Origin of the sequence: Neolewinella antarctica (genome assembly GCF_011927835.1) — a bacterium.
GTDB lineage: Bacteria > Bacteroidota > Bacteroidia > Chitinophagales > Saprospiraceae > Neolewinella > Neolewinella antarctica.
The window spans coordinates 441,184-466,520 of record NZ_JAATJH010000001.1 but is presented as its reverse complement, the minus strand read 5'-3'; the positions used below and the strand labels follow the sequence as shown (position 1 = coordinate 466,520).

21 protein-coding genes are annotated in these 25,337 nt (G+C 54.5%); 7 read left to right on the top strand and 14 right to left on the bottom strand.

Going from position 1 to position 25,337, the window contains the following annotated elements; all coding sequences use genetic code 11:
- Positions 1–260 precede the first annotated feature (260 nt).
- The gene (locus GGR27_RS20220) at positions 261–389 is read left to right on the top strand and encodes a hypothetical protein (RefSeq protein ID WP_262887688.1); all 129 of its coding nucleotides are present in this window, start codon (positions 261–263) and stop codon (positions 387–389) included.
- A 5-nt stretch (positions 390–394) separates the two neighbouring features.
- Here the strand turns inward: GGR27_RS20220 and GGR27_RS01955 are convergent, their stop codons facing one another.
- From GGR27_RS01955 to GGR27_RS01930, 6 genes are all read right to left on the bottom strand, one after another.
- Complete coding sequence (locus GGR27_RS01955) at positions 395–1,321, bottom strand: hypothetical protein (RefSeq protein WP_168035713.1); 927 nt, start codon at positions 1,319–1,321, stop codon at positions 395–397.
- Positions 1,322–1,331: 10 nt separating this feature from the next.
- Positions 1,332–2,657: an MBOAT family O-acyltransferase gene (locus tag GGR27_RS01950; protein ID WP_209037849.1), complete on the bottom strand. Its 1,326-nt coding sequence runs from the start codon at positions 2,655–2,657 to the stop codon at positions 1,332–1,334.
- Between the two features lie 550 nt (positions 2,658–3,207).
- Positions 3,208–3,873 carry a response regulator transcription factor gene (locus tag GGR27_RS01945; RefSeq protein ID WP_168035711.1) on the bottom strand — a complete coding sequence of 222 codons (666 nt, stop codon included), beginning with the start codon at positions 3,871–3,873 and terminating at the stop codon, positions 3,208–3,210.
- Positions 3,874–3,947: 74 nt separating this feature from the next.
- A complete protein-coding gene (locus tag GGR27_RS01940) occupies positions 3,948–4,763 on the bottom strand; it encodes a sensor histidine kinase (RefSeq protein ID WP_168035710.1) in 816 nt (271 codons plus the stop codon).
- Complete coding sequence (locus tag GGR27_RS01935) at positions 4,760–5,407, bottom strand: hypothetical protein (RefSeq protein WP_168035709.1); 648 nt, start codon at positions 5,405–5,407, stop codon at positions 4,760–4,762. The genes GGR27_RS01940 and GGR27_RS01935 overlap by 4 nt, the downstream gene beginning before the upstream one ends.
- Positions 5,408–5,471: 64 nt before the next feature.
- Positions 5,472–6,263: a hypothetical protein gene (locus tag GGR27_RS01930; protein ID WP_168035708.1), complete on the bottom strand. Its 792-nt coding sequence runs from the start codon at positions 6,261–6,263 to the stop codon at positions 5,472–5,474.
- Positions 6,264–6,802: 539 nt separating this feature from the next.
- Between GGR27_RS01930 and GGR27_RS01925 the strand changes: the two genes are divergently transcribed.
- Positions 6,803–7,474: a hypothetical protein gene (locus GGR27_RS01925; RefSeq protein ID WP_168035707.1), complete on the top strand. Its 672-nt coding sequence runs from the start codon at positions 6,803–6,805 to the stop codon at positions 7,472–7,474.
- Between the two features lie 119 nt (positions 7,475–7,593).
- Here GGR27_RS01925 and GGR27_RS01920 read toward each other — a convergent pair whose 3' ends face one another.
- Positions 7,594–8,016 (bottom strand): hypothetical protein, encoded by a 423-nt coding sequence (locus GGR27_RS01920; RefSeq protein ID WP_168035706.1) that lies wholly within the window; start codon positions 8,014–8,016, stop codon positions 7,594–7,596.
- Positions 8,017–8,424: 408 nt separating this feature from the next.
- On the opposite strand from GGR27_RS01920, the gene GGR27_RS01915 reads away from it, so the two are divergent.
- Both GGR27_RS01915 and GGR27_RS01910 read left to right on the top strand, forming a co-directional pair.
- Entirely contained in the window at positions 8,425–9,906 is a 1,482-nt protein-coding gene (locus tag GGR27_RS01915) for a T9SS type A sorting domain-containing protein (protein WP_168035705.1), read from the top strand.
- An 894-nt stretch (positions 9,907–10,800) separates the two neighbouring features.
- Positions 10,801–11,814, top strand: a complete 1,014-nt coding sequence (locus GGR27_RS01910) for an alcohol dehydrogenase catalytic domain-containing protein (protein ID WP_168035704.1) — start codon at positions 10,801–10,803, stop codon at positions 11,812–11,814.
- A gap of 57 nt (positions 11,815–11,871) precedes the next feature.
- Here the strand turns inward: GGR27_RS01910 and GGR27_RS01905 are convergent, their stop codons facing one another.
- The 3 genes from GGR27_RS01905 to GGR27_RS01895 all read right to left on the bottom strand — a co-directional run bounded on the left by GGR27_RS01905 (position 11,872) and on the right by GGR27_RS01895 (position 16,045).
- A complete protein-coding gene (locus GGR27_RS01905) occupies positions 11,872–13,719 on the bottom strand; it encodes a PLP-dependent aminotransferase family protein (RefSeq protein WP_168035703.1) in 1,848 nt (615 codons plus the stop codon).
- Between the two features lie 354 nt (positions 13,720–14,073).
- Complete coding sequence (locus GGR27_RS01900) at positions 14,074–15,015, bottom strand: diacylglycerol kinase catalytic domain-containing protein (protein ID WP_168035702.1); 942 nt, start codon at positions 15,013–15,015, stop codon at positions 14,074–14,076.
- Positions 15,005–16,045, bottom strand: a complete 1,041-nt coding sequence (locus GGR27_RS01895) for an SPFH domain-containing protein (RefSeq protein ID WP_168035701.1) — start codon at positions 16,043–16,045, stop codon at positions 15,005–15,007. Before GGR27_RS01895 ends, GGR27_RS01900 begins: the two co-directional genes overlap by 11 nt.
- A 521-nt stretch (positions 16,046–16,566) precedes the next feature.
- On the opposite strand from GGR27_RS01895, the gene GGR27_RS01890 reads away from it, so the two are divergent.
- Entirely contained in the window at positions 16,567–18,486 is a 1,920-nt protein-coding gene (locus GGR27_RS01890; RefSeq protein WP_168035700.1) for a TonB-dependent receptor plug domain-containing protein, read from the top strand.
- The gene (locus tag GGR27_RS01885) at positions 18,483–19,451 is read left to right on the top strand and encodes a DUF4465 domain-containing protein (RefSeq protein ID WP_168035699.1); all 969 of its coding nucleotides are present in this window, start codon (positions 18,483–18,485) and stop codon (positions 19,449–19,451) included. The genes GGR27_RS01890 and GGR27_RS01885 overlap by 4 nt, the downstream gene beginning before the upstream one ends.
- 192 nt (positions 19,452–19,643) lie before the next feature.
- Here GGR27_RS01885 and GGR27_RS01880 read toward each other — a convergent pair whose 3' ends face one another.
- Both GGR27_RS01880 and GGR27_RS01875 read right to left on the bottom strand, forming a co-directional pair.
- Positions 19,644–20,414 (bottom strand): hypothetical protein, encoded by a 771-nt coding sequence (locus tag GGR27_RS01880; RefSeq protein WP_168035698.1) that lies wholly within the window; start codon positions 20,412–20,414, stop codon positions 19,644–19,646.
- A 3-nt stretch (positions 20,415–20,417) separates the two neighbouring features.
- Positions 20,418–21,185, bottom strand: coding sequence for an SDR family NAD(P)-dependent oxidoreductase (locus tag GGR27_RS01875; RefSeq protein WP_209037848.1), 768 nt, complete (start codon positions 21,183–21,185; stop codon positions 20,418–20,420).
- A 74-nt stretch (positions 21,186–21,259) separates the two neighbouring features.
- Between GGR27_RS01875 and GGR27_RS01870 the strand changes: the two genes are divergently transcribed.
- Complete coding sequence (locus GGR27_RS01870) at positions 21,260–22,198, top strand: hypothetical protein (protein WP_168035697.1); 939 nt, start codon at positions 21,260–21,262, stop codon at positions 22,196–22,198.
- A 47-nt stretch (positions 22,199–22,245) separates the two neighbouring features.
- On the opposite strand, the gene GGR27_RS01865 is transcribed toward GGR27_RS01870, so the two are convergent.
- Both GGR27_RS01865 and GGR27_RS01860 read right to left on the bottom strand, forming a co-directional pair.
- Positions 22,246–22,881, bottom strand: a complete 636-nt coding sequence (locus GGR27_RS01865; RefSeq protein ID WP_168035696.1) for a DUF2911 domain-containing protein — start codon at positions 22,879–22,881, stop codon at positions 22,246–22,248.
- 109 nt (positions 22,882–22,990) lie between these two features.
- Positions 22,991–25,297, bottom strand: a complete 2,307-nt coding sequence (locus GGR27_RS01860) for an ATP-dependent helicase (RefSeq protein WP_168035695.1) — start codon at positions 25,295–25,297, stop codon at positions 22,991–22,993.
- Between the last annotated feature and the right edge of the window lie 40 nt (positions 25,298–25,337).

Here is a 25,337-nt window from a genome sequence, read left to right as displayed (position 1 = left end):
GTGCCGAACTTAGCCGTAAAGACCCGAAAGGCGCTTTTATCCCAGCAAATATTGTCACCCTAAACTCGGAAAAAATAATCACGGTCGCTCCCGCCCGTCAGTTTTTGCTACACCCAACTACCATTGCACCCGCGGCCGCGCAAACTAATGACGGATAAACTAGCCACGAACGGAACTACTCGCCACTATGACCGCGAACTCGTAAACCGCAAACCGTCAGCTTTCCTCAGGGTGCCGTGCCCAGCAAACTAGCGGAAATTATGACGATCCGGCCCCTAGTGGCCAAGCAACCTAATTACCCCGTGCCGCACGCCGGAAGCTCCGCGGCCCGTGAGCATCGCTACGCAACACACGAATCCATTCGCGCCCGCCGCGACGGCCGCTCATAACGTTGTCACCGGTTGTCAATCACCGAATCTTCAATCAATTGTATGATCTTCTCAGTAAACAGCTCAGCCCCCGCTGCATTTAGGTGACTCTCATCGTGAAATAAGTCTCCCTTGGATACAAAGTCATCACTTCTGGAAAAGTCGATGAACGGAATTTGATGTTTAGCGCAGATCCGACCGCATAGCTCGATGGAGTAGTCACTGGCGTACGTGTAATTGACTGGAGAGTAGACGACCAACAGAGGTACCTTATGTTCCTTTGTGAGCAACAGGAACTCCTCGAAGACCCTGGCTTTATTATCGTCGATATCGTACATCGTATCGGTCTTGACCGTCTCAATGCTTCCCTGCATGGTGCCGTGCATCGGTACGTAACCGTTGTAGGCGCCAACGTTATTTTCTCTGCGCTTATTAAACTCCAGATTTCCTACCGCAATGGTGGTGAGTAGCGAATTGTAAGGGTAGATATCTGACCATAGCTTGAACCGTTCGAATTTTGACTTTAGCAAAATCACGTCCCTCATCTCCTCATGACCGCGGTAGTACGGCAGTAAGGAGGACAACCTATCATAGTCAGACTGATTGAAAGCGAAGGTGCCAGTGAAATCCAGCACTATTTGTTTCGGCGTGTATCGCTTCAGGACCGATTTTAGTACAGCCGTTTGGTAGAAAATAAAATTGCCATCCCTTCCGGTGTTGTACGCGGAAAGGTTAGTTTGCTCCTCGATAAGTTTAGTATCGTAGTGGTGGTTAGCTCTGGACGACCCGAAAACTAAGACGTCAGCCTCAGTCTCTTCGATTGAATAGGTCGTCCGGTGCAGGAGACCTGATTCGTTGTTGAAATAAAAATACTCCAGCGCCTTTCCAATAGCGATATCTGCTATTACGACCAGAATAAGACCAATTAATAGGTGCGAAGCGTATTTTATCACGTCTGTTTATCTAGAATTGAAAGTATATGAACTCGCTGCCGTCAAAAACTCCGAATAATAATATCATTAGAGTCAGTGATGTGTACCACAAATATTTACTATAAGTATGTTCCGCGATTGGAAGGTTTAAATTTAATTCGTCGTACAGATCCTTCGCCAGTAGGATTGAAATACCCAGGAGACTATAGATGAATCCAGCATTATCGCCGATGAAAAAACTACCGCTTTGTGTAGCTATCCGCTTGATGATCACTGTAGCGTCGGTTAACGAGTTTGCTCTGAAAAATATCCAGGTGAAATTTATCAGCACGAAGGTCGTGAGAATCCGTAATCCCGTTGCCCACTTTGCCGCTGACTTGGGTGCGTTAAGCTTAAAGACAATTAACAATACTTGAAATAGTCCATTAAGCCCGCCCCAGATCACGAACGTCCAGTTGGCACCGTGCCACAGGCCACTCACCAAAAAAGCGACCATAAGGTTTAAGTACCTCCTGCTGGTGCTCACTCTACTCCCACCCATTGGGATATAAACGTAGTCTTTGAACCAAGTCGACAGCGATATGTGCCATCGGTGCCAAAATTCACCGCACGTCTGCGCGAAATAAGGCCGCCTGAAGTTTGTCATTAAATCAAAGCCTAAAATTTTCGCACACCCAATGGCGATGCTTGAATACCCTCCGAAATCACAATAAATCTGGAAAGCAAAGAAGATTGTCGCAACGACGAGACTGATCGAGCTGTGCATCTCTGGGTTATTGTAGACGGAGTCGACGTAGATCGACAGCCGGTCCGCTACAACAACTTTCATAAAGTAGCCCCAAATGATCAGTTTCGTGCCATCAATAGCTCTACCGTAGTCAAACCTGATAACTTTGTGGAATTGGGGCAGCAAGCTGGTCGCTCTTTCAATTGGCCCAGCGACTAATTGCGGGAAAAACGAGACAAAAAGTGCGTACTTTCCAAAGTGTTTTTCGTGAGGTAATCTCTTTTTGTAGACATCCACCGCATACCCAACCGCCTGGAAGGTGTAAAAGGAAATCCCAACGGGCAACAACAGTGAAAACTTTGGAAAGTCTACCCTCAACCCCAGATAAGTGAGCAGATCGAAAGCGGAATCAGTTATGAAATTGTAGTATTTGAAGAGAAACAGGATGCCAAAGTTCAGCACGATACACAGTATGAGCAGCGTCTTTCGCTTCCGATCCACCCTCAAGGAATCCATAAAATACGCACAGGCGTAGGTAATAACGGTTGAAGACCCAATTAATAGTGCATATATCGGCTCCCAGTTCATGTAGAAAAAATAGCTGGTAAGCAACAAGAAGACCCAGCGCATTCGGTGCGGAAGTACGAAATAAAATATGCAAACTAAAGGGAAAAATAGTAAATAAGTGAAAGAATTAAACAGCATGTTTTATTGTTTTTCCTCCAAAGTGAACTTTTTTATATGGCGGATAACGACAGTGTAAGTAAATATAGTAAGTAAAAAACACTAATGGCAAAATAATGAATTAAAAATCATATCACATAAACGTAGCATGTAATGCCAGTTAAAGACGCAGGGGACAAAACACGCCAGGTAATTGGGGGCAGCCACGCCAGCGTGAAATTTGCCTTCGCCCCGTGGCCGTGTCGGATTACTATTCTCGATTGCCCCGTGCGCACGGGGTATAAATTTTGACGGATAAGTAAGTTGATGAAATCGACAATGTTACGGAACATCAATAGGCCGTTCGCTCGGACGGTACCGAGTTTGCGAATGGGTTTACTGACTGTCCTTACCCATAATCCCTGCATCCTGCGACCGCGCCAAATCACCCACCGCAATGAAACAAGCCCACCGATGGGGTGGGGGAGGTCGGCTTTTCCGGTCGGACCCATCAAGTCTACTGCACCAGCCCCTGGCGAATCGCGAACAACACCAGACCCACAATATTCTTAGCCCCCGTCTTATCCTGCAAGCTGCGCCGGTGGCCCTCTACGGTCCGTACGCTGATGAAAAGCTGGGCCGCAATTTCTTTGCTGGTAAGTTCCTGACAAATCAACTGCAGCACCTCCAATTCCCGATCGCTGATGTCGGGGCCGCGGTAACCCACCGCCTTTTGCCGCGACCGCCCGCCCTTCAGCAGGGCCTTAGAAACGTAGTCGCGGAAAAACAGCCCTTCCTGAACTACGCGGCGCACGGCCTCAATGACGACTTCCGGGTCTTCGTCCTTGAGCAGAAAGCCACTCGCCCCGAGCCCCATGAGGTGACTGATGAGTCGGTCGCTGTCGTGCATCGTGAGCATAATGACATGAATCTCCGGCCGCTCCCTCTGGAGCTGCTCCAGCGTGGCGATTCCGTCCATACCGGGCATTTCCACGTCCAGGATGACTAGCTGCACCGGCTCGAAGGCGAGGCGCTCGAAAAATTGTTCGCCGTGGCCCGCCTCGAAGACCACCTCGATGTCTTCCGTACCGTCCAGAATCATTTTCAGCCCGCCCCGGAACAGCTTCTGATCGTCGACGATGGCAATACGAATGGGCGAGGAGGCGGGGGGGAGATGTGGCATGGAGGAGATGGTAAGTGAAGCAGGAAAATACGGTGCCCCTATAGCGTACCGTTACTAAAAACTAGTGCCGGAGCTCATTCCTCCGACGGTGGCTTGCCCAGGGGGACGGACACTTCCACCCGCATACCTTCGCCCGGGGAAGTCTCGGTAACCAGGGTGCCCGCCAGCAGCGACACCCGGCTTTCCACGTTCCGAAGCCCCAGCCCGGACCGGGGCCCGGGCTGAAGATCGACCCCCTTACCGTCGTCGGCGTAATGAAGGGTAAAGGATCGAGAATCAGCACCCAGACTCACGCGCACGGTGCGCGCACCGGCGTGTTTCAGGGTGTTGGTCAGTAGTTCCTGTAGCACCCGGTAGAGCCCTATTTCCGCCTCGCCGGAGAGCCGCAGACCTTCTGGACTAGTATCCTGAAAAATGACCGCCAGCTCCCCACCCCCGTCAATGCGCTCGCAGAGGTCTTCGGCGGCGGCCTGGAAACCGAACTTTTCAAGCGTGGGTGGGAGTAAGTCGTGGGTGATCCGGCGCGCGTTCTGGATCATCTCGTCGAGGATGGACAGCGACTGGTCCCGGATACCGACTACCTGCTCGGTCGTGCTGGCGGGCTTGAGTTGCCGGAGGTACAGCCGCGTGGCCGTAAGCAGGGAACCGATGTCGTCGTGCAAATCCCGCGCGATGCGCTGCCGCTCCGCTTCCTGCACTTCGACGGCCGCGGCGAGCAGGGACCGCTGGTACGCACGCCGCTCCTCGTCCCGCCCCCGTTCCTGTTCGAAGATCTTACGCTGATACACGACGAAAAATGCGATGAGGGAGAGGGCCAGCACAATCATGCCGATTACACCCCCCAGAAAGATGTTTACGTGATCGCCCGTATGGACCGCTTGTATTATCATAAACTCACCAGGCTATTATTGACTGTTGTTTGTTCCCCCGTAGTTGCCCGCCCGACGCCGATGGAAATAATCAGTAGTACGTTTAAAAAAATGATCAAACCATGGTTAATACTAATTACGGTCGTGTAGAAACCTGGCTCGTACGCGACGAAATTAAAAGAAAGCCAGTTCAAAAAGTTACCGGAAAAGTAGATCAAAAATCCACAAGACATCCAGAACAACGGATCGCGTTCTAGCAACCTGACCGATAGCGTACGCAGCAGGTGCAAAAAGTAACCCGCCGCCCAGAGTATACCGGTGATGGAATATACCCCCACGATTAGGGAGGGAAAATAGTAGAAACCGTCTCCCCAGAATGCGTTTGCCACCGTGAGGCCAGTTATCGAACCCAGTAACACCCAACGCAACCAGGGCCACTCGCTGGCGAATAAGGTTGGTCCCGCGATCCGGACGTAACAGAAGTATAGTGGGGGCGTAAGTAGGTGATACCAGGGAGAATTAGACTCCGGACTAAAGTAGAACTTCGTTAGTGCGCTAGACGCAAGGTATTCCATGAATAGGGTGAAAGCGACAAAGACGAGCAGCCGACGATGCACCGGCGTCAAATGTCGTAGACCGATCAGCCCAAGAAATAGCGTGAGCATCCAAGCTTTGTACGACAAGGTCACGAGCTCCGCGGAAAACGTAAACATAGGGTGATCGAATATTTTAAACATAGCGCGGGGGACCCGGGGGCGTTGGTAGTGAATAATCATAAAAACTAGCCCCCTCCGTGTCGGATAATCCCGAGGCATCACGCTGGAAACTACGGTTCCCGTCCTGCGTGATGGCGCCGGAAACCTCCAGCACCGGGCGAAAGCTAAACGGATGCGCCCAGATAGCTACGCCGTTGCCGAGGTGGACGTCGACGTGGCTCTCCACGCCCCGCTTGCGTCCTTTTTTACCGGCCAGCATGTCGAGGTAGATACTCTCGCTTTCCACCTTGCTGAACGTGTACGCTTGGATTCTTTCGCCCGTGACCCGGGTCGTGGCCGTAAACGGCTGGGCCAGTTCGGCCTGGCTCGTCTCCAGCCAACTGTACACGAACAAGTACGCCCCGGCGGCGGGCATCGCGTTGAGCGAGCTGGCCGTGACGACGGAGTTGCCGGCGCTAAACTTTCCGTCCTTCACCCACGTGCCTACTTCGCAGCCTTGTTGCCAGCCCGTATCCGCTGACAGCACCTGGAGGTATAACTGAAAAGCCGGTGCGGTGGCCACGGAGCCGGATAGGTCAGTCTTGTCCAGCCCCAGGTGAACCACGAACTGAAATCCACTGGTGCCTTTCGCAGCCCGCAGGAGCCGGTTTGCTTCGCCGCGACCGAAGCGGTAGCTCGCCACCCGTTCGGTTTGTGCTTTCGTGCCCGAAGCGTCGAAGGCGTAAAAGGCCCGCGGGAGGTCGTCGGTCTGGCACCGTTGCCAGCGGGCGGCGCTGGCGGCAACCTCTTTGTGTTTTATGGACATGAGCTATGGTTTTTTAGGTAAAGTAAAGGGGGGAAGCCAATCGGCGGCGAGCGCGCTGGTGTAAAATAGACAGTGAGTGTTCCGCAGCGGGTCCCTGGTTCAAGTATTCAAAAAATAAGCCGATCGTTACACTTCCGCCCCTTTAAAATTTGCGTCTAGTATGTAAAAGATTGTATTCCGTCACCTCGTACATCCATTTCATGCTTCCCGCACTAGATCGCCAAAGGGAAAATGCTACAAGTTGTCGTACCTGATATGATGACGGGTCAAATGTGCGTCCGCAAATCTATACCGGCGCGATTTAGCATCCGAAACACGTAGTTACCCCCATTCGATGCGGTGTTTACCACCGGGTAAAACACCGTAGGGGTGGTAACGGACCAATCGAGGTGTTCTGCCGTGGGCGTTATTTGGAGGGCGCGGTCGCGGGTGCAGTGATGATCCGGGGTGCGGTCCGAGTCCCACCGTAAAGTCCTGGTTACGGATCGGTCAACCTCATAATCGCTATATTTGGTAGCTCACCAACGACCAACCGCACCATGAGCAAATATCTCCTCCTTCCCCTGTTACTCACCGTCCTGATTAGCTGTATTCCCACCACGGACACTACCGAAAGCGCTGGCACAACACCCACCGCGGAATCTGACGACCAGCCGGAACTAACAAGCACCACTACTAATGCAGTGGCCATTATCACTGACGAAGCCCGCATCGCCACCGCCCTGCTGGCCGCACCCGAGGAGAGCCGGGCGGAATGCACCGTGATCGGTACCGACGCATCCGGCGAGATTGTAACCCTCAAAGAAGGTACCAACCAGTTCATCTGTCTGGCGGACGACCCCGCCAAAGAGGGTTTTAGCGCCGCGTGCTACCACCGCGATCTCGAACCCTTCATGGCCCGGGGGCGGTCACTAAAGGCGGAAGGAAAAACCGCTCAGGAAGTCTTTGGTATTCGGGAGCGCGAAGCCATCGCCGGAACGCTCGATATGGGCAAAAGCGGCACGACGCTGCACATCTACTACGGCCCCGACGCCACTTACGACCCGGCCACCGACGAAGTTACCGGGGCGAAGTACCGCTACGTCGTCTACATGCCCTTCGCCACGGCCGCCTCGACCGGTCTGCCGGAGGCGCCGATCGCACCCAACCACCCGTGGCTCATGGACCCGGGTACGCACCGGGCGCACATTATGATTTCTCCGTTGGAATAACGGATCACGGGTATTTACCCGGCACCCGCGACCGCGCCGAAAAACTACTGTTGGCTGACATTAAGCAGGGCTTGCCCCCGAGAATAGTAAGGAAAACAAGTCACGAGCACTGGTTGCGGCTACTTCAATAACTCATCGATGCGCTCCGCTACCTCGCTAACTTGTTCGTCAGCGACACGAAGGTGGAAGAGCCGAGTATTAGCTACGCGCTGGAGAATTAGAAAATCGTTGATGCTTTGCGTGAAGCCGGTGGTTGACCGTAGGCACCCGACCGTCACGCCAAGCTCCAGGAGGCACCGTAGATTAATTACGGTTGCGATCCGTTCCAAAGTCTTGTGTACTTCTTCGTTGTAGGCGTGCAGGTCGTGCTCAACGATGTCGGTGCGGAAGGCGAAGACCGCCGCCAGCTCCGACCGCAGTTTTGGGGCCTCAATTAGCGACACGTCGCCGGTGTTAACTATGACGTCGAAGGTGGTGGGGGTGAAGGTGTGAAACACACCCTTGGCGATAACTTCCGAAACTTCCCTGGCGTCCAGTACCAAACTGTAGGGCTCGGAACCAGTGAGCAGCCGGGTGGCGTGGTCGAGGCTCCCAACGTCGCGCCGGCGTCGCCGATGTTCATCCGGGTGCTTTTATGCTCCTCCGCTAAATCCGCGCGGATGGCCACGTACTACCTCCCGTAGCGTGCGTCGTGCCTTCCGTCCGATATTTCACCGATCGACACTAGTGGCGATCACTAGGCCCAGGGTGATGAGGGATATCTGTAAGAGGTACATCAAAAATCTGGTTCGAAAAGTATTGGGTGTGGCACGACGGAGTAATAAGGGAACTAAGGTATTAAGACATCGCCCATTTTTTCCAACCAGAAGGCCAACGTGCTGCTCGAAAACGTGCCGAATCCAGAATTTTTTACCTTTGCCCTATTCATGATCGACACAATCTTACTTTCCATGCGACCACTATTTCTTCTGCTGTTCATCCCCAACTTTATCATGGGTCAAACACAAATAGGTGTGGATATTGATGGCCTTTTCCAAGACGATTTTTCCGGCCATTCGGTGTCCATGTCCGCAAATGGTGATCGGGTCGCCATCGGCACGCCATTCGGCGGAGATGGTATCTTTGAGTTGTACCGGGGCTTCGTTCAAATATACCAGGAAAGAGATGGCGAATGGACCCAGGTCGGCCCAATCATTCGGGGGGAGGATCGAGGAGATTACTCGGGTAGTTCCGTTTCCTTGTCTGCGGACGGTCGTCGGGTAGCGATTGGCGCACCGGAGAATGGCGATTTTGATACCAGTATGAATAGAGGTCACGCCCGAATCTACGAAGAGCAGGCAGGAACTTGGGTACAGATTGGCGCGGATATTGACGGAGAGCGTGAAGGAGATCAATCCGGTTGGGCTGTTTCTTTATCTGCTAACGGCAAGCGGGTAGCCATCAGTGCAGTCTATAACAGCGACTATCGTGCGGGTGCGGGCCACGTTCGTATCTACGAGGAAAGTGGTGATATCTGGACGCAACTTGGCGGAGATATCGATGGGGAAGGAAGCTTGAATTTTTCTGGTGTGTCCCTTTCGCTATCCGCGGACGGTGATCGGGTAGCGATTGGCGCAGTTGAGAATAGAGACGCCGGGGTACGGGCCGGTCACGTACGCGTCTTCGCGCTAAAAGACTCCAGTTGGCTACAGGTTGGTAATGACCTCGATGGGGATGGCAGTGAATCTTTATTTGGCGGTTCTGTTTCACTAACTGCAAACGGCACCCGGCTGGCCGTTGGTGCGACCGGAATAGCCGGTAGTACGATGGATTTGGGACAAGTCAGCGTCTACGGGGAGGAGGGCGGAAATTGGAATAAAATCGGTTTAACCATTACGGGAGAAGCTGCTGAAGATGTTTTTGGCTCCGCAGTATCCTTATCCGAAAATGGTCGTCATCTGGTAGTTGGGGCAGCGGGCAGTAATCGTGATGCTGGTCACGTACGGGTCTACGCAGAAGAAAACGGGGATTGGATTAAAACAGGGGCGGATATCATCGGGGAAGGCAGGGGCGACAGGTCTGGTGAATCCGTTGCGCTGTCAGCAGACGGTAAAAGGGTAGCCATCGGTGCATCGTACAATGATGGGAACGGCGACAATGCGGGTCACGTCCGGGTTTACGACTTGAACACGGTCGTCTCGGTGACCTCGGCGCGCGTGCTGAGTAATCTATTAGTGTATCCTAACCCTAATTCGGGGTCATTGCTGAAACTTACGCTACCGGTAGGGCTCAGCGTGTTGTCCGTAGACTTACTTTCCACGCAGGGCAGGCCCCTACGTACCTTTCCGGGTAGTCCGGAGAGTCTCGACGTAACCAACCTGCCGGCGGGTACATACCTTGTGCGGATTAACACTGCGCAGGGTAGCATACAAGATTGGGTGGTAATTCAATGACGTGGTTATTTGATGCTAAATATGCGAGAGAAAATGGGGGAACAGCTGTGTCAAGCCGACTGGAAGATCAGCAGTCGAGAACTGTACTGTAGATTGGCTACGTAATTTGGAGTGGTGAACTGAACCTGTTTCACGGCGGCGGATAGGAACGCTCTTACCTGACTGAGCATAAGCTATTGACCACACCGTATCTGGCACCGTGTGTTGCTCAATTATTTGGGCGATACATCAGGCGAGGGGAGGGGAGGGGACGCTAAATTTGAATAACCTAAGGCTCAAGTACCGGCCAGTTCTTCAGTTCTCCTAGGGGTAATTAATTCTGCTTAGATCCAATTCAGAAAGTTGGCCATGCTTCTCTGTTGGTTTTGATACCGGTTCCGGATTGGGCGATGAAGCGTAAGCTAAAATTGCATTACTTAACATAATATAAATTATAGGCAATTGAGTTATTTTGCTAACCGACCAGGTAATCAATGTATAAAACCGTCATCCACGGTACCGTAAACAGCCAACTGACTGCAACCTGCCCACGAAACCGTCGCGAAACTTGTTTGAATAACGGTAGCACACTCACCAAAACCAACATCACGCCAGCCGCTACCATCAAATATTCGGTGAGTGACCACCACAGCGGTAGCCACGCATTATATAATGCATCATCTATACTACTGGCCCGCGCGAAAAAATCAATGGCGCGTAGCAGTCCGAATATTATTCCAAAAACTGTCGCCGCCGCGTTTAGGTAAATCGCTAATTTTCCGATTCGCCAGTATTCGTACCCTACCCCGTTGCTCTCCATAATTAACAATTCTACTTAACATAATAATTTTGCACACAGGTCTTAATTCATCCAAGTTACGGGTGCACAAATAAATTTATTCTTACTATAACTCCATGACCTACGAACTTACCGCCGGATCCCTCGCTAATTTACGTCTTGTCAATCGACCACCTTCGCCACCAACTCCTCATGAAGTTACCATTGCGGTACGGGCAATTGGCCTGAACTTCGCCGACGTTTTTGCCATCTGGGGGCTCTACAGCGCAACGCCCAAGGGTGCCTTTACTCCCGGCCTTGAATTCGCCGGCGAAGTGACGGCGGTCGGTACAGATGTGGTTGATATTCAAGTGGGCCAGTCGGTCATGGGCGTGACGCGCTTCGGCGCCTACACCACTGCGCTGACGATTGACCGGCGCTACGTCCGCCCCCTGCCGCCGGGTTGGTCGATGGCCGAAGGGGCCGGCTATCTCGTACAGGCGCTGACGGCCTACTACGGCCTGGTAAAACTCGGTCAATTACACGCCGGGCAAACGGTACTGATCCATTCCGCGGCCGGTGGCGTCGGGACTTTTGCCGGGCGCATCGCCCGTCAAATCGGTGCCCACACCATCGGTACGATTGGTGGGTCGGCTAAAGTAGATTACCTGCGGCGAGAGGGTTACGACGACTGGATCGTACGCAACAAACGAACGTTCAGGAACGATTTACGCCACGCGCTCGGTGAGCGAGAACTGAATCTCATCATGGAATGCATCGGCGGCAAAATATTTACGGTCGGCTTCGAGGAACTCGCCCCCATGGGCCGTAGCATCGTCTACGGCGCGGCCCGGTACAGTACCGTCGGTAACCGCCCAAATTACCCACGCCTACTCTGGCAGTATTTGACCCGCCCCAAAATCGACCCCCAAAACCTGCCCGAGGTTAACAAATCCGTCATGGGGTTCAATCTCATTTGGCTTTACGAACGCGCCGAGCTGATGGCGGAAATCCTTGACGAACTCTCGGCCCTGAACGTCGGCCGCCCGGTCATCGGCCATCGCTTCACCTTTGCGGATCTGCCCGCGGCGGTTCGGCTATTTCAGGGCGGGAAAACTATGGGTAAAGTGGTGGTGGAGGTGAATACTTAATAGCTGACGCCAAGTAAATCATGACTATTGAGCCGGCGTGAGGTTCGTCCGCCACCATCAGGCAAGCGAATTCGCAAACTGCACAAACACTTTTTTATGTTGCTCTACATCCACGTCAGGCGCAAGCGACGCCCGCACGATATAATCCTTATCCCCCTCACGAGTCGTGCCCTGCGTCGAGGTAGCGGGAATCGTCCAGTAACATCCCTTCAACTGGCCGTAACTCACGCAAAACTTACTTTCATCGGGGATTTCCTGGATCATCAGGTTAATTAACCGGTAATTTAGTTCCCTTTTGTACGCCTCTTTCTCCTCCTCCGAATCACCCTCAGTAGGCAAGTCGAGCGAGAATACGGACGGCGTAAATCCTTCCGCCGCCAGCGCTTCCGACACAAAGTTGAGCTTCGCCGCCGGTAGTACTTTCCGAATGAAATTCACAAATTCACGCGTATTCAGGTAAGCGGCGTGAATGCGCTCGTTCATGGACGGTAACTGCTTGGCGAGCGTAGCCATTTGATACTCCGTCGCTCCGTTATCGCAAAGCTCCAGGTGGAAAGCTACCTTTTCCAGTAGGGAAGCTACCCCCTCGTTACCCACGCAGTAACCCGCCGTGACTAGTCCGCCACTCGGGAACTTAGAACCACTCGCGTAAGAAATTGTCCGGATAGTAGACAGCACGGCCCCCTCCCCCAGGAAGTTTACGTTGGGGCAAAAGGTCTGATCGAGGATGAATACCGGATCGGTGGCAGTCTCTCCACTCCTGGTTTTCCGCACCTTGCTCAGCGATTCTTTCAGGGCCAAAAGGTCCGGCACCTCTACCCTAGGGTTTGTGGGAATTTCCGCTATGATGTAAGGTACGGCATCCGTGGCGGCCAATTCGGTCAGTACCAGTTCGATGCTCTCCACCATGTCCTGCCCCCCATCGACTGGTAGATCGACTATCTCCACGTTATCCACTACGGCGGCCACGCGCCGCGCCTGGTCGTTCGTCCCACCGTAGCAGTTGGGCGGTACGATGAATTTTATCGCCTTGCCCGGGTAATTCTCCCGCGCGTCGTGGATCAGCCCCATCATGATCGCGTACTGCACGGACAAACCACTACTGGCGACCACTGGCATAACGGACGTGTCGGTTATTTTTTTGATGGAAGCAGCCACGCTTGCCCTGTCCGCCGCGGCATCATCCAGGATTTTTGCAACGGTGGCAACCCCGACCATCCGCGCCAGGGCAACGTGACAATCGGCCGGCGTCATGGCGATGGTCTCTCTCCGCCGAACGTGCTGGATGGCGGGGAGGTAAGCTTCGTTTTTCTCGCCGTGGATCAGTAGTACGCTACCCAAGTGAGCATGCACGTTGACGAAGAAGTCAATGGCTGTGGAGCGGTTGAACGCAGACACGTCTTCCTGCGGGGAGACTAAAATATTAGTACCAGCGAAGGCAGGAATTTCCCGCGCGTCGTCTACTTTCGTCAATTCAAATTGGTAGCCGTACACGCTGCTCAGGAGCTCACTATCCAGGTAAGCCGGTAGGTCGTCAGCGTAAACAATGCGCGTGGCTTTGTTATCTAACGCATTCTTCCTCAAAATGGCCAGAATAGCCATACGCTGCGAAGCGAAACTGATTACATTTTGAGGTGCCGTGTCCGTTTTCTTGGCGATCACCCACTCCAGTAGACAGGACAGCGGATGGCCCAGGCGGATGTAGTCAAAAGCCGTTGCCAGATCACTCAGGGCGCCGGGGGTGGCATCACCGGTGGCGTAAAGCGCCTCTAACCGTTCCAAAAATTCTGTCTTCGCCTGTTTCTCGTTGTAAATATCCAGGCGGTGCGTTGTCAGATGGAGCCAGTCCGGCGGCATATTTTCCAGGACTGTCTTGACGTATTCGTGCACGTTATTCATCTTCATGGCGTAGGTGTTGGCGGGTCTTGCGGTATGCGTACTCAGGTCGGTGGTGAACGCTTCGGCGTTCGCAATAGTTAAGCGCCGGGTGCCGCGGAATCTCTCTCCTCCACAGTGGAATAATACCCCGGGCGCGGTCGCGGGTGCCGGGGTGGTTGGGTGCAGGAGCAGGGAGGTTCGTAATACCGTGGCCGGGCCTTAGTTTGAACCTTACGTTTGGCACGAAACTAGCCCTTTGGTACTAACCCGTTTCTCAGCTAATGCGTATTTACTTGGCACCCGCGACCGCGCCCACACCTAGTTTATCTTTGAAGGAAATTTCCGGATTAAAAACGAAGCTAGCTCGTCCATCCCGCCCGGTCAATCCACCAGCCGGCAGTAGGCATCGGACAGTCCGACCTGCGTGACGACCCCGCTCGTAAACGACAGAAAGTCCGCTTCGATGCCATCACTAAATATCACGCCATTCTGCGGCATCCGAGAACAAATCTGCAAAGGCCGCTGGGTATCGATGCGACCGGTTACGATGTCGATCCCGGTTTGTACGCTGGCGAAGGGCTCCCGGACGGCAAACACCAATTCTTCCGCCGAGGGGCGAAACTGCAGCGGATCCAACTTCGCTTCGTTACCGGCAATGCCCCGGGCCATGTTGATGACCGAGCTGAACCACCCCGTGCTCCCCGCCTGCGTCGATACGATCAACCCGCTGGACGACTGCACTTCCCGCTGCCCCGCGTAGTCCAATTCGTACCGCGCCGAGACGTGGCTTGCCGCCCCGATGAACAAGTCGTTGAAGGCGAGCAGGGATTGACCGTCACTGAGCCGAGCCTCGGCAAAACGGCGGTCCGTATGCGCAAACGAACCGGTAAGTACCCGCCGCACCGCGTCCATGAAATCGTGACGTGAATACGGAAGCAACACCCCGTCGTAGCGTTCCGGATCGGGATTGACTCCGATAATGGGTACGCCCCGGGAATATTTGGCGGTGTTGGCCACCAGACCATCCTGCCCCACGACGACGATCAGGTTCCTGTCGGAGAACACGTAATTGGTCAAGTACTCCCGGTAAAGAATTTTATTCTTTAGGTGCTTGCCAAGACTGGCCTGTACTTCGTTTAGACACCGATAAAATATGGTGTGTTCCGCTTCGTATTCGCCAAAGTTTCCGCCTAAGCTATTGATGTAAAACTCAGCCTGGGCGCGCGTATTGAAGCGCTCGATGAGTGCTTCCAGGCGCGTCTTACTCCGGACAATGATGGCGTAGTCGGGGATGGTTAATGGAGTAGGCTGTTTATCGCTCATTACGGGGGCTATTGCGCCGCTCGGGCCGATCCTTGAGAACGGTTTCCAGTAAGTCCGGGCTAATGTTCAAGTTACCGATCTTGCCCGCGTTGTCGGCCATTTCGCGGAAAGCCAGTGCGATGTCTCCGGCCGGGGAGTTTCCTCCTTTCAGGGCGGTCAGCGTCTTCCAGTCAATATCGCGGTACGGCTCCAAATTAGCTTCCAGCACGTACTTGCGGGCGTCGGCTTCCTTGCGGTCGTTTTCTACCTTTTGGGTGATGAGGGCTTGGCGCTTGTCTTCCATCGATATATCGGCGCTCAGCTGCAATTCGCGGAGCTCGCGTTGGTTCTCGCTGCGCATAACGTCGGATTCCATTTGTTTTTCGGCGATCTGCTTTTGTTTTTCCTTCACGGCAATCTCGGTGTTTAACTCCGTCTCTTTAATCCGTCGTTCTTGCTCTACCGCAAAGTTGCGGCGCTCGTAGACGGCCTCGTCGGCTTCCTGCAGGAGCCGTTCGCGCGTTTCGGTCTCCAGGGCACGGGCCGTCTCGGGGTTAGCGGATATTTTTAGGACGTTGACACCCATGATCTCGACACCGAGTAGGCTAACCGCGGCCGAACTGAGCAGCCCTTCGAAAATCCTGCCTTCGATGACTTTCCCGGACCGTAGCACCTCCTTGAGGGGCGTTTGGTGAACGTAGGTCGAGGTGGAGGTCTGCGCTTCGTTGATGATCCGCTGGTTCAATTTTTCGACGTCGTTACTCTTGTAGTTCCCCCTGGCGTCTACGGTGAAGTCCAGTACGGCCGCTAACATTTCCGGGTGAATGACCCGGTAACTGATCTGGCCCTGGGTGCTGATGGTCTGGTAATCCCGCGTTGTGCTCCCGAAGATGAAGGGTAGGTCGTTACTGCTCATCGGGATCGCGGCGATTGAGCTGTTGGGGGCGAAATAGAAAAAGGAGAGTCCCCTACCCTCCTGTTGCACCTTGCCCTTCTGGTAGTGAATCACGTAAGTGGTAGCGTCGAAGGAAGCGTGTTTTAAGCCGAACATACTTGGGCAATTTAAAGGGTGATGAAGAAGTAGTACCTGGAACCGCGACAAAGATAGGGTTAGTTTAGTTATTAAACTAAGTACGATGATTTAATTATTTTGAGACGGTGAGTTGCCAAGTCTGATATCTTGGGTGTCCGCTGGAGTAGTTTACAAAATTGGGGGATTACGTTCACCTTACCTCAGCCTAAGGTTTTGGATATTGACCGAGGTGCCGGACTTTGGCCTTACCTTTGCGGTCCAATTTGCACCCCGGGGCCGATCACTAGCTAGTAATCGGCAGCCAGGACGAAGCACGTGAGAATCGTGCGCTGTCGCGCAACCGTGAGCCATCCTCCCCGATGGCGAGTCGGATCGCCTGCCCGGAGTGTGGACGCTGCTTTCGCATGTAAAGGCAGGACCGTCCGGATCATCGCCGCCACGTTCCCCACCGCTCGCCGCTCAACCCGGCGCGTTACGGAACGGGTTGCGCATCCGAGCGCCCGGACTTTACGGTTTCTTAACCTTCCCCGAGCTCACCCGTGACCCGTTTCACCACTTTATCACTTATCGGATTCCTGGCTTGCTTCGCCACTACCCTCCTGACCGCTCAGGGCAGGGTCGACACCGTCGTGACGTTACCCGCTATGGAAGTACGGACTACTTCCGTGCGTCAATCAGACGTCGGTGCGCAAACGGTTAGCTGGACGGCGGAAGCACTGCAGAAACTGCCCGTGACGACGGCGGGTGAATTGTTGGAAGCACTTACGGGCACGTTCGTGAAGAACTACGGGGCCGGTAGCCTGGCGACGACGTCCGTCCGGGGCGGTAGCGCCGGTCATACGCTCGTACTCTGGAACGGCCTGCCCGTACACAGCCCTATGCTCGGTCTTCTCGATCTTAGTTTGTTACCACTTGAGGGTGCCTCCTCGGTAAGCTTTACTCCCGGAGGTAATTCATCGCTCTGGGGAAGTGGTGCCCTGGGCGGGGTGATCGGGGTGAACAACGCGGCGAATTTTGACCGCCGGAAAGAGGTGACGGCCGGTTTGGATATCGGTTCTTTCGGACTCGTAGAACGAAGAATTCACGTCGGGCTCGGTAACGATACCTGGCAAAGTGACACCCGCCTGAGCCGCTTGACGGCCACCAACGATTTCCCATACACGCCCGCGCCGACCGTTGCCGAGCTCCGCCAAAGCAACGCCGCCCAGGAGCATACGCTACTAACCCAGAATCTTTACTGGCGGCCCGGCACGGACCAGCAATTAAGTTTTCATTTCTGGCACCAGCGCAACGCCCGGCAAATCCCCCCGACTAACGTGCAAACCCGTAGCGCCGCCCGCCAGGATGACTCCGCCGACCGCCTCGTGGTCGCTTACCGCAACGAGGGCGGCCGCATTAAGTGGGGCGGCAAAGTAGCTGCTTTCAGTGAGTCGCTCGAATACTACGATGAGGCGAGCGGTCTGGTCGCCCCCAGTGGTTTCAATACCTTACTGGCGGATGCGACGGCCGACTACGTCCCCCGCCGGAGCGACCACCGCTTCATGATCGGTACCACGGCAAGTCGTACCACCGCCCGGGCGGATGGTTACCGCGAAGAAACACCTACGGAGCAACGCACGGCATTATTCGGTGGGTGGCAGTACCAGGGATCGAGACTTAGCACCAGGCTAAGCCTGCGGGGAGAAATAGTGGATGGGCGGACAATACCGGTCATCCCTGCTTTCGGGTTTTCGTACTCATTGCGCCCTGATCTGTGGGTAGAGGGAAAGGTTGGCCGCAACTACCGTTTACCTACCCTGAACGACCGCTTTTGGAAACCAGGTGGGAACCCCGCGCTACTCGCCGAAGAAGGTTGGGCGGAGGAACTAACGGTCCGGTACGCCCGGCAAACGGATCAGTGGGATGTTTCCGCCGGTCTCACCGCTTTCTACCGCAACACGAATAACTGGGTGCTCTGGAGCCCGAACCCTGAATTCGGCTACTGGGCGGCGAGTAATCTTTCTCGCGTGTTAAGCCGGGGCTTAGAACCGCGCTTGAACATCGGTTATCGACACGAAGCGCTTAACCTGCAGCTAACGGCCGGTTACGACTACGTACGCTCAACTAATGAGGTAGCCATCAGCCTGCCGCGAATTGAGGAAGGCGAACAGCTCATTTACGTCCCGGAACACCAGGGGCGGGTCGCGGTGACGGCCTCGTGGCGCGACTGGCAGGTAAGCTACCGCCACCGTTACGTTGGAGCGATGATGGGCGTGAACGGGCCGATCGATAGTTATGCGGTGGGCGACGCCCGGATTCATCGGGCACACAAACTCTTTGGCCTCGCGGCCAATCTCTTTTTTAACCTACGTAATGCCTGGAATACTGATTATTTAATTATTGATCGGCGGCCCATGCCGGGTCGTCACTTCCGTGCCGGGCTTACTTTTTCTTTTTTTCAACCTAAAATTTCACCATGAAATTATATTTTACTTCTTTCTTTCTTCTCCTTGCCGTGGCTTTGTTGCCCGCCCAGGACGTAGTAGACTTCGAATCGTTCGACCTCGAAATAGGTACTTTTCTCAACGGTAGTGATGGCAACGGCGGCTTTCAAGCCGGTGATGCCTTTTTCCCAAATAGCTTTACTCAGGGAGATGGGTTTAGCTTTTGGTCCGGCTGGTCCATTTCATCGACTACGGATACCATTTCACCGGGTTTTACAAACCAGTACAGTTCCATCACCGGTAGCGGATTTGGCGGTTCCACCACCTACGGTGTTGCCTTCGATACGACGGGGATTAAACTGAGCGGTACCGCCGCAACTCGGCCCGTCCCCGGATTTTACGTAACTAACTCTACTTATGCCTTCTTCACTCTTCGGGACGGCAATCAATTCTCTAAAAGATTCGGTGGTCTCGACGGTAATGATGCTGATTTCTTCCTGCTGACGATAAAGGGCTACGTGGACGATACCGAAGTAACCGACAGCGTAGATTTTTACCTGGCTGATTACCGCTTTGAAGATAACGATGAAGACTATATCCTGAGTGAGTGGGAATACGTTGATCTGAGCGGCCTGGGTGTGGTGGATAGTTTGTCCTTCAGTCTGTCGTCCACCGACAGAAACTCTGCCGGTATACTTACACCAGCTTACTTTTGCGTTGATGATTTCTTCTCCGCCCAGCCCGTGAGTGTACGGACGCCGGTAGTTAACAACCTGTTCAAGGTTTACCCTAACCCTACGGCAGACGAAGTACAAATCAGCTACCCGGAACGAGTGGGTGGACGAGCATTTGTCACCTCCATTACCGGTTCGGTTTTGCTGGAGCAGTCGCTCGGTTTGACTGGCGGTTCCGTTAATTTACGGTCGTTACCGGCCGGTCGCTACGTGGTTACGGTGCGGGACGGCTTGGTGCAGTCCAGTAAAATCGTGGTTAAGCAGTAGGTCCACTAAAGGACTGATGACGACTGGGCGGTGAATCCTCTGGTGCGACTAAACTTAGTCGGATTGGTAGATTTTCCGCCCTTTTTGATTTAACAATTTCGGATTGATTTCAGGCTATTCGGTGAGAAACCAACCATCGAAATTTGTAGAGTACTTTAGGTCAGTAAACACTTAGGTACCGGGAGCGTCAGCCTAGCGCCAGAGCCAAAACCAGCTTTGCACCGGCTCGATGTGAATCCAGTGCAGCCAGAAGTAGTTTAACAAACCGAACGCTAAGCCTAAGGCAACAACGCCCGTCCCCCACTTACCCCGCACCCGCGTCCGCGCCACGTAGATAAAATGCTGCTTGCCGTCACCGTCGCGCTGCTTCCCGGAGGCGTAGTAGATCAGCACGCCCAGTGCCGCCATGAAGGCAATAACGTTAAGGTAAAGGCCGGCCACCGCGCCAATGATCGTACCGGCGATTACGTAGACCTGGGTACCCTCCTTTGGGGACAGCTTTGCGGAATTACGGTGGCGATTGGCGTCCCTGATTTCCTTGAGGGCGACGTTCTCTCCCCGTTGCAACAAAAGGTTTCTGGCCACCACGGTGGCCTCGATCCCGTAGTAGTCTTCTTGCGTCAATATCGTCCGCAGCTCATCGGAAGCATAGTCCGCGAAGGGATGCTGGTCGATGGTCTCACCGGTCCAGGCCGCTTCGGCCGCTTCCCGAATGGTATATTTTGCTTTTGCGAAGTCGTTTTCGCGAACCTCGATCCAGAATTTTGGCTGAAGCGAGTGGCCCATGATCACGCTTTCGCGCCACTGCGTAGTACCGTCGGTCGACCGGCGCACCGCAATTTTTTCGGCCTGCAGCGTCCGCACCATCCCTTCCATGTCCTCCCTGCGGATAAAGTGCTCGAATACGGCGAAATCTCTGGAGATGGCTCGTTCGTCTAAGGGTCCGTCGTGGGTTGGTTCCATGGCCTAGCGAAGGTAACTCGCACCGTTTAGATCGAGTACGGCACCGGTGGTAAAGCGGGCTTCCGGCGTGCAAAAGTACAGAATGGCCCGGGCGACCTCTTCCACCGTCGCGACGCGGCCCAGCGGGCTCTGTGCCTTCACGGCCTCACCGGCTTCCCCCCGGAGGTGTGGCCGGGCCATGGCCGTCTCAATGAAGCCCGGGGCAACGGCGTGGACGGTAATGTTGTCGACGCCGACTTCCTGGGCGAGCGATTGCGACAGCGCGTGCAGACCGGCTTTGGCGGCTCCGTACCCAACCTGACCGGCTTCCCCCCGAAAGGCTCCCCGGCTACCGACGTTAACGATCGTGCCCCCACCCTGTTTGCGCATGTGCTGGATGGCGGCGAACGAAGCGGCGGCGGGGCCGATTAGATTAGTCTTAAGTGTCTCCTGAAAAGTCGCCAGCCAGTGATCGAAGGTGATGGAGCCGTCAACGGGGTGCTTGCGAAAAACGCCCGCGTTATTTACCAACACGTTGAGCGCACCGAATTTATGGTGCGCGCTGTCAACCAATCGCCTGGCCGCGCCGGGGTCGCGCAGGTCGGCCTGCAGTAGCGTATGCCCGACTCCCCGTAGACTAGCCAAAACTCTTTTGGCGCCTTCCTGGTCCTGGTGATAGTGAACGCAAACGCGGGCACCCGCCTTGGCAAACAAGCGGGCGGTGGCCTCCCCTACCCCTTTACTACTTCCGGTGACAAGCACCGTCTTACCGCTCAGATCAATTGTTACCATTTTACAAATGTAGCCGTCAGAGGTATACTTTCCCGCTGGCCCGACGTATATATAATCGTCCGAAATTATTATCCATGAAGTTCCACTTTTTGTTATCCGTCTGTCTCGCGTTTTCTTTTGCGAGTAGCGGCCAGGCTACCGAGCTCAGCGACGATCAAACTAAATCGCTCCGGGAACAGGAAGCCGCTCTGGTGGAACTCTCCTACGAAATGCACACGGACAGTTCCGATGACGCTCGTTTTCTGGCGTGTAAAGAACTCATTAAGGGCTTAGTGGAAGCGCTCAAAACGCCGAACAGCTACCGCTACCCCTTCGACTCACTCCGTGGGGTCGTAATCAAGGAGTCTCCCGACCAAAAATTTCGACTCTTTACTTGGGAACTGCACGTGAATGCGGACACTTACCGGCATTACGGTGCCATTCAAATGAACACAACCGACTTGCAGTTACAGCCGTTGCTCGACCGGGGGGCAGCCCTCCGGGAGAATCCGGAAAACGCAGCCATGTCCGCCGAAAACTGGCTCGGCTACGTGGTTTACGACATCATCCCGGCGGGTGGCTACGACGGGCAACCGGCTTACTTTATTTTTGGTTTCGACCGCTACGCGAAATGGAGCCGTCGTAAGGTGCTCGACGTCCTGACCTTCGGCGGTGACGGGAACGCGAACTTCGGCGCACCCGTCTTCAAGACCTATACCGAGGGTGGTTTCCTCGTCGAGGATCGGAAGCGCATCATCATCAATTACGGTGCGGAGGGCAACGTCACGCTGAAGTATGAGCCGGAGACGAACCGAGTTATTTACGAAAACGTCGTTATGGTTCCGGGCACCCGGGGCAGTGGACCGGTTAATATGCCGGACGGCAGCTACCGGGCTTTAGAATTGAACGACGAAGGAATTTGGGTGGAGAACGATCGATTGTTTACCCACAAATACAAAGAAGCCCCGCGCGAAGAAGCAAAGTCTTCGGCGGGGCAGGATATCATTGGGCGCCAAAAGAGTGGCGGCCAGTAACCCGAAGTGTTATTCAGTCAATCCACTGAATGAACTAAATCGTCACGTTATTTAGCTGCGGACTTTACGGGGAAGCTAACCGTGAGGTCCGCCCACGTGAGCTTAACCGTGTTGCCGTCGAGGGCAAAATCCATCCGCTCGGCCGTGGTGCCGGTTTCAGCCGCTTCGCCGCGGATCTTTACGAGGTCATCCTTCTCATCGTAGTCGTACGCTCCCCACTGATCCGCCTTCTTGTTGAAGATGACCGTCCAGCTGTCCTTACTTGCCGGCATGGTGAATAGTGCGTAAGTCCCGGCGGCGAGCTCGGTGCCTTCATTACCGACCAGGACGGGTGCGGCAAAGGTGATGCGGGTAGCCTCGTTGGCACCCGTGCGCCATACTTTGTTGTAGGGGACTAACTCACCGAAGATGGTCCGGTCGTTGACGGAAGGACTACCGTAGTTAATCGTTACGGGAACTTCGCTGATCGTCCCCGTCAGTTCCTTGCGGGGAGATTTTATTTCGCCATCGATGGTCTTTACTTCAAAGTTTTCTCCTTTGACGTTTGCGGTATTATTCAGTTCAGCGACAGTTTGTTGCTCGACCGTCACGTCGGTAGCGGGCGTGTCCACCACCGTATTGGTATCCTGGCAGGAGACGAGTACAACTAGGCAAAAGGCTAGCAGGCTAGTTAATTTTAGCATGTTTTTGGTTGTTTATGCGTGGATAACGTAGGAGGGGGGCAAAAGTCGAAGCAAATACCGAAATATTTGTGCCCGTGCTCAGAACCGACCGGAACGTGGGTTTACCGGGTTAGGGTAAGATCTGTAGCTTAGCAAACTTCAGCATGATGCGTTTTTCCGGCTGGGGCAGATCGCTGAAGTGAATGGTCGCGATACGGTTTGCCGCTCCGCCGTCGATTTTGGTAACTCTCCCTTCGCCGAATTTGAGGTGCAGAATGCGGACGCCCTCCACAATCTCCGCGGCCGGGCTCGGCGTGAAGTTGGCGGGGTCGACTTTCGGCTTGGCGAACCGGGCCGTACCGCGAGAGCGGACGGGCGGCGTGACGCCCGACACCCTGGCGCGCTGCTCCTGCACGCGGTCGTATTCGTGCCCCTGCGAGCGGCGGGAGTGCGTTGTACTCACGATGGCCTCCGCGGGTACTTCGGCCAGGAATCGACTCGGCTCATTCATCACCATTTTACCGTAGCGGTAGCGGGTGTTTGCGTAAGACAGCGTCAGAAACTGCTCGGCGCGCGTGATGGCGACGTAGAACAAACGCCGCTCCTCGTCCATGCCGTCGAGGGTATCCATGCTCATCCAGGAAGGAAATAGCTTTTCCTCCAGGCCAACCACGAAAACGCTCTTGTACTCCAGGCCCTTCGCGGCGTGGACGGACATCAGCGTGACGACGTCGGTGCTCTCGGCATTTTTCGTATCGAAGTCGGTCAGTAGCGCGATATTTTGCAGGTAGGTTGCGAGCGTCTTATCCGGGAGTGTTTCCGTATCGATCACGGTGTCCTCTTCCACGAAGCTCTTGATGCCGTCGAGTAGCGATTGGAAGTTCTCCAGGCGGCCCATGCCCTCGATCGACGTATCGCCCCGGTGCAGGTCGAGCAACCCCGATTTTTTAGCGATCGTGTCGGCGATTTCGTACGCGTCCGTCGTGTCGACCTTCGCCCGGGCTTGCTCGATCATGTGGATGAAGCCGTCTGCCTGGTGGCGGGTGCGCTTGGCGAGGGCCACGTGTTTGGAAGCTTCGAAAAGCGTGATCTGTTGCTGGCCGGCGAGCGTGATCATCTTGCCGACGCTGGTGTTGCCGATCCCCCGCTTCGGGTTATTGATGACCCGGCGGAATGCTTCTTCGTCGTTGGGGTTCACCACGAGGCGTAGGTAGGCCACCATGTCTTTGACCTCTTTGCGCTGGTAAAAACTCATGCCGCCGTAAACGCGGTAGGCAATATTGAAGCGCCGCAGGTACTCCTCGAAAATGCGCGACTGAGCGTTCGTACGGTAGAGGATGGCGATGTCCTCGTTGGCTAAGTGGTGGCGGTTTTTTTGCTCCAGAATGGTGTCGGCCACGCGGCGGCCTTCGCCCGTGTCGTCCATCTCCCGGAGCACGGTAATCTTCTCCCCCAGCCCCTTATCCGACCAGATTTTCTTCTGAATCTGTCGACGGTTGTGGCCGATGACGGCATTGGCCGTGGCGACGATATTTTCGGTAGAGCGGTAATTCTGTTCGAGCTTGAACGTCTGGATGTCGAACTGGGAGAAATCCTGTTCGAAATCGAGGATGTTCTGGATAGTGGCACCGCGGAAGGCGTAGATGGACTGGGCGTCATCGCCCACAACGCAAATATTGCGCGGGCTGTCCGGATACTGGACTAGCTTCTTGACGATTGCGTACTGTAGCGTGTTCGTGTCCTGAAACTCGTCCACAAGTACGTATTTAAACTTTTGGCGGTACTTGCCGGCTACCTCCGGGTGGTTTTGTAATAATTCGTAGAGGCGAAAAAGGAGGTCGTCGAAGTCCATCGCGCCCGCTTTCTTACAACGATTGACGTAGGCGGCATAAATCTTGTAGACCAGCGGCATATTGGCCTGCTTATCCTGGGCCAGCAGCTCTTCGTTACGTTCGTAGAGTTTCGGCGTAATGAGGCTCGACTTCGCACTGCTGATGCGATTCTTAATGGCGTTGGTCTGGTAAACGGTCTTATCCAGACTCAACTCCCTGATGATCTGCCCGATCAGGCTCTTTGTATCGTCAGTATCATAGATAGTGAAGTTGCTGGGATAGCCAATGTGTTTGGCTTCGACACGAAGAATCCGGGCGAAAAGACTGTGAAACGTGCCCGCCCAGATGTTGCCGGCGCGTTTACCGACTACTTTGCTGATTCGCTCTTTCATCTCCCGCGCCGCCTTGTTGGTAAAGGTCAGGGCCAGGATTTCCCACGGAGCCGCCCCTTTCTCAATGAGGTGAGCGATGCGGAAGGTGAGTACCCTGGTCTTGCCGGAACCCGGGCCGGCAACGACGAGCACGGGGCCTTCGGTCGTGGTGACGGCAGCGCGCTGGATGTCGTTTAGTCCATCTAAGTAGTCGGCGGGTATTTGATCGGGCATGGGGCTGTTTTAGGGGGACGGGCGAATATACGCCAAGCGG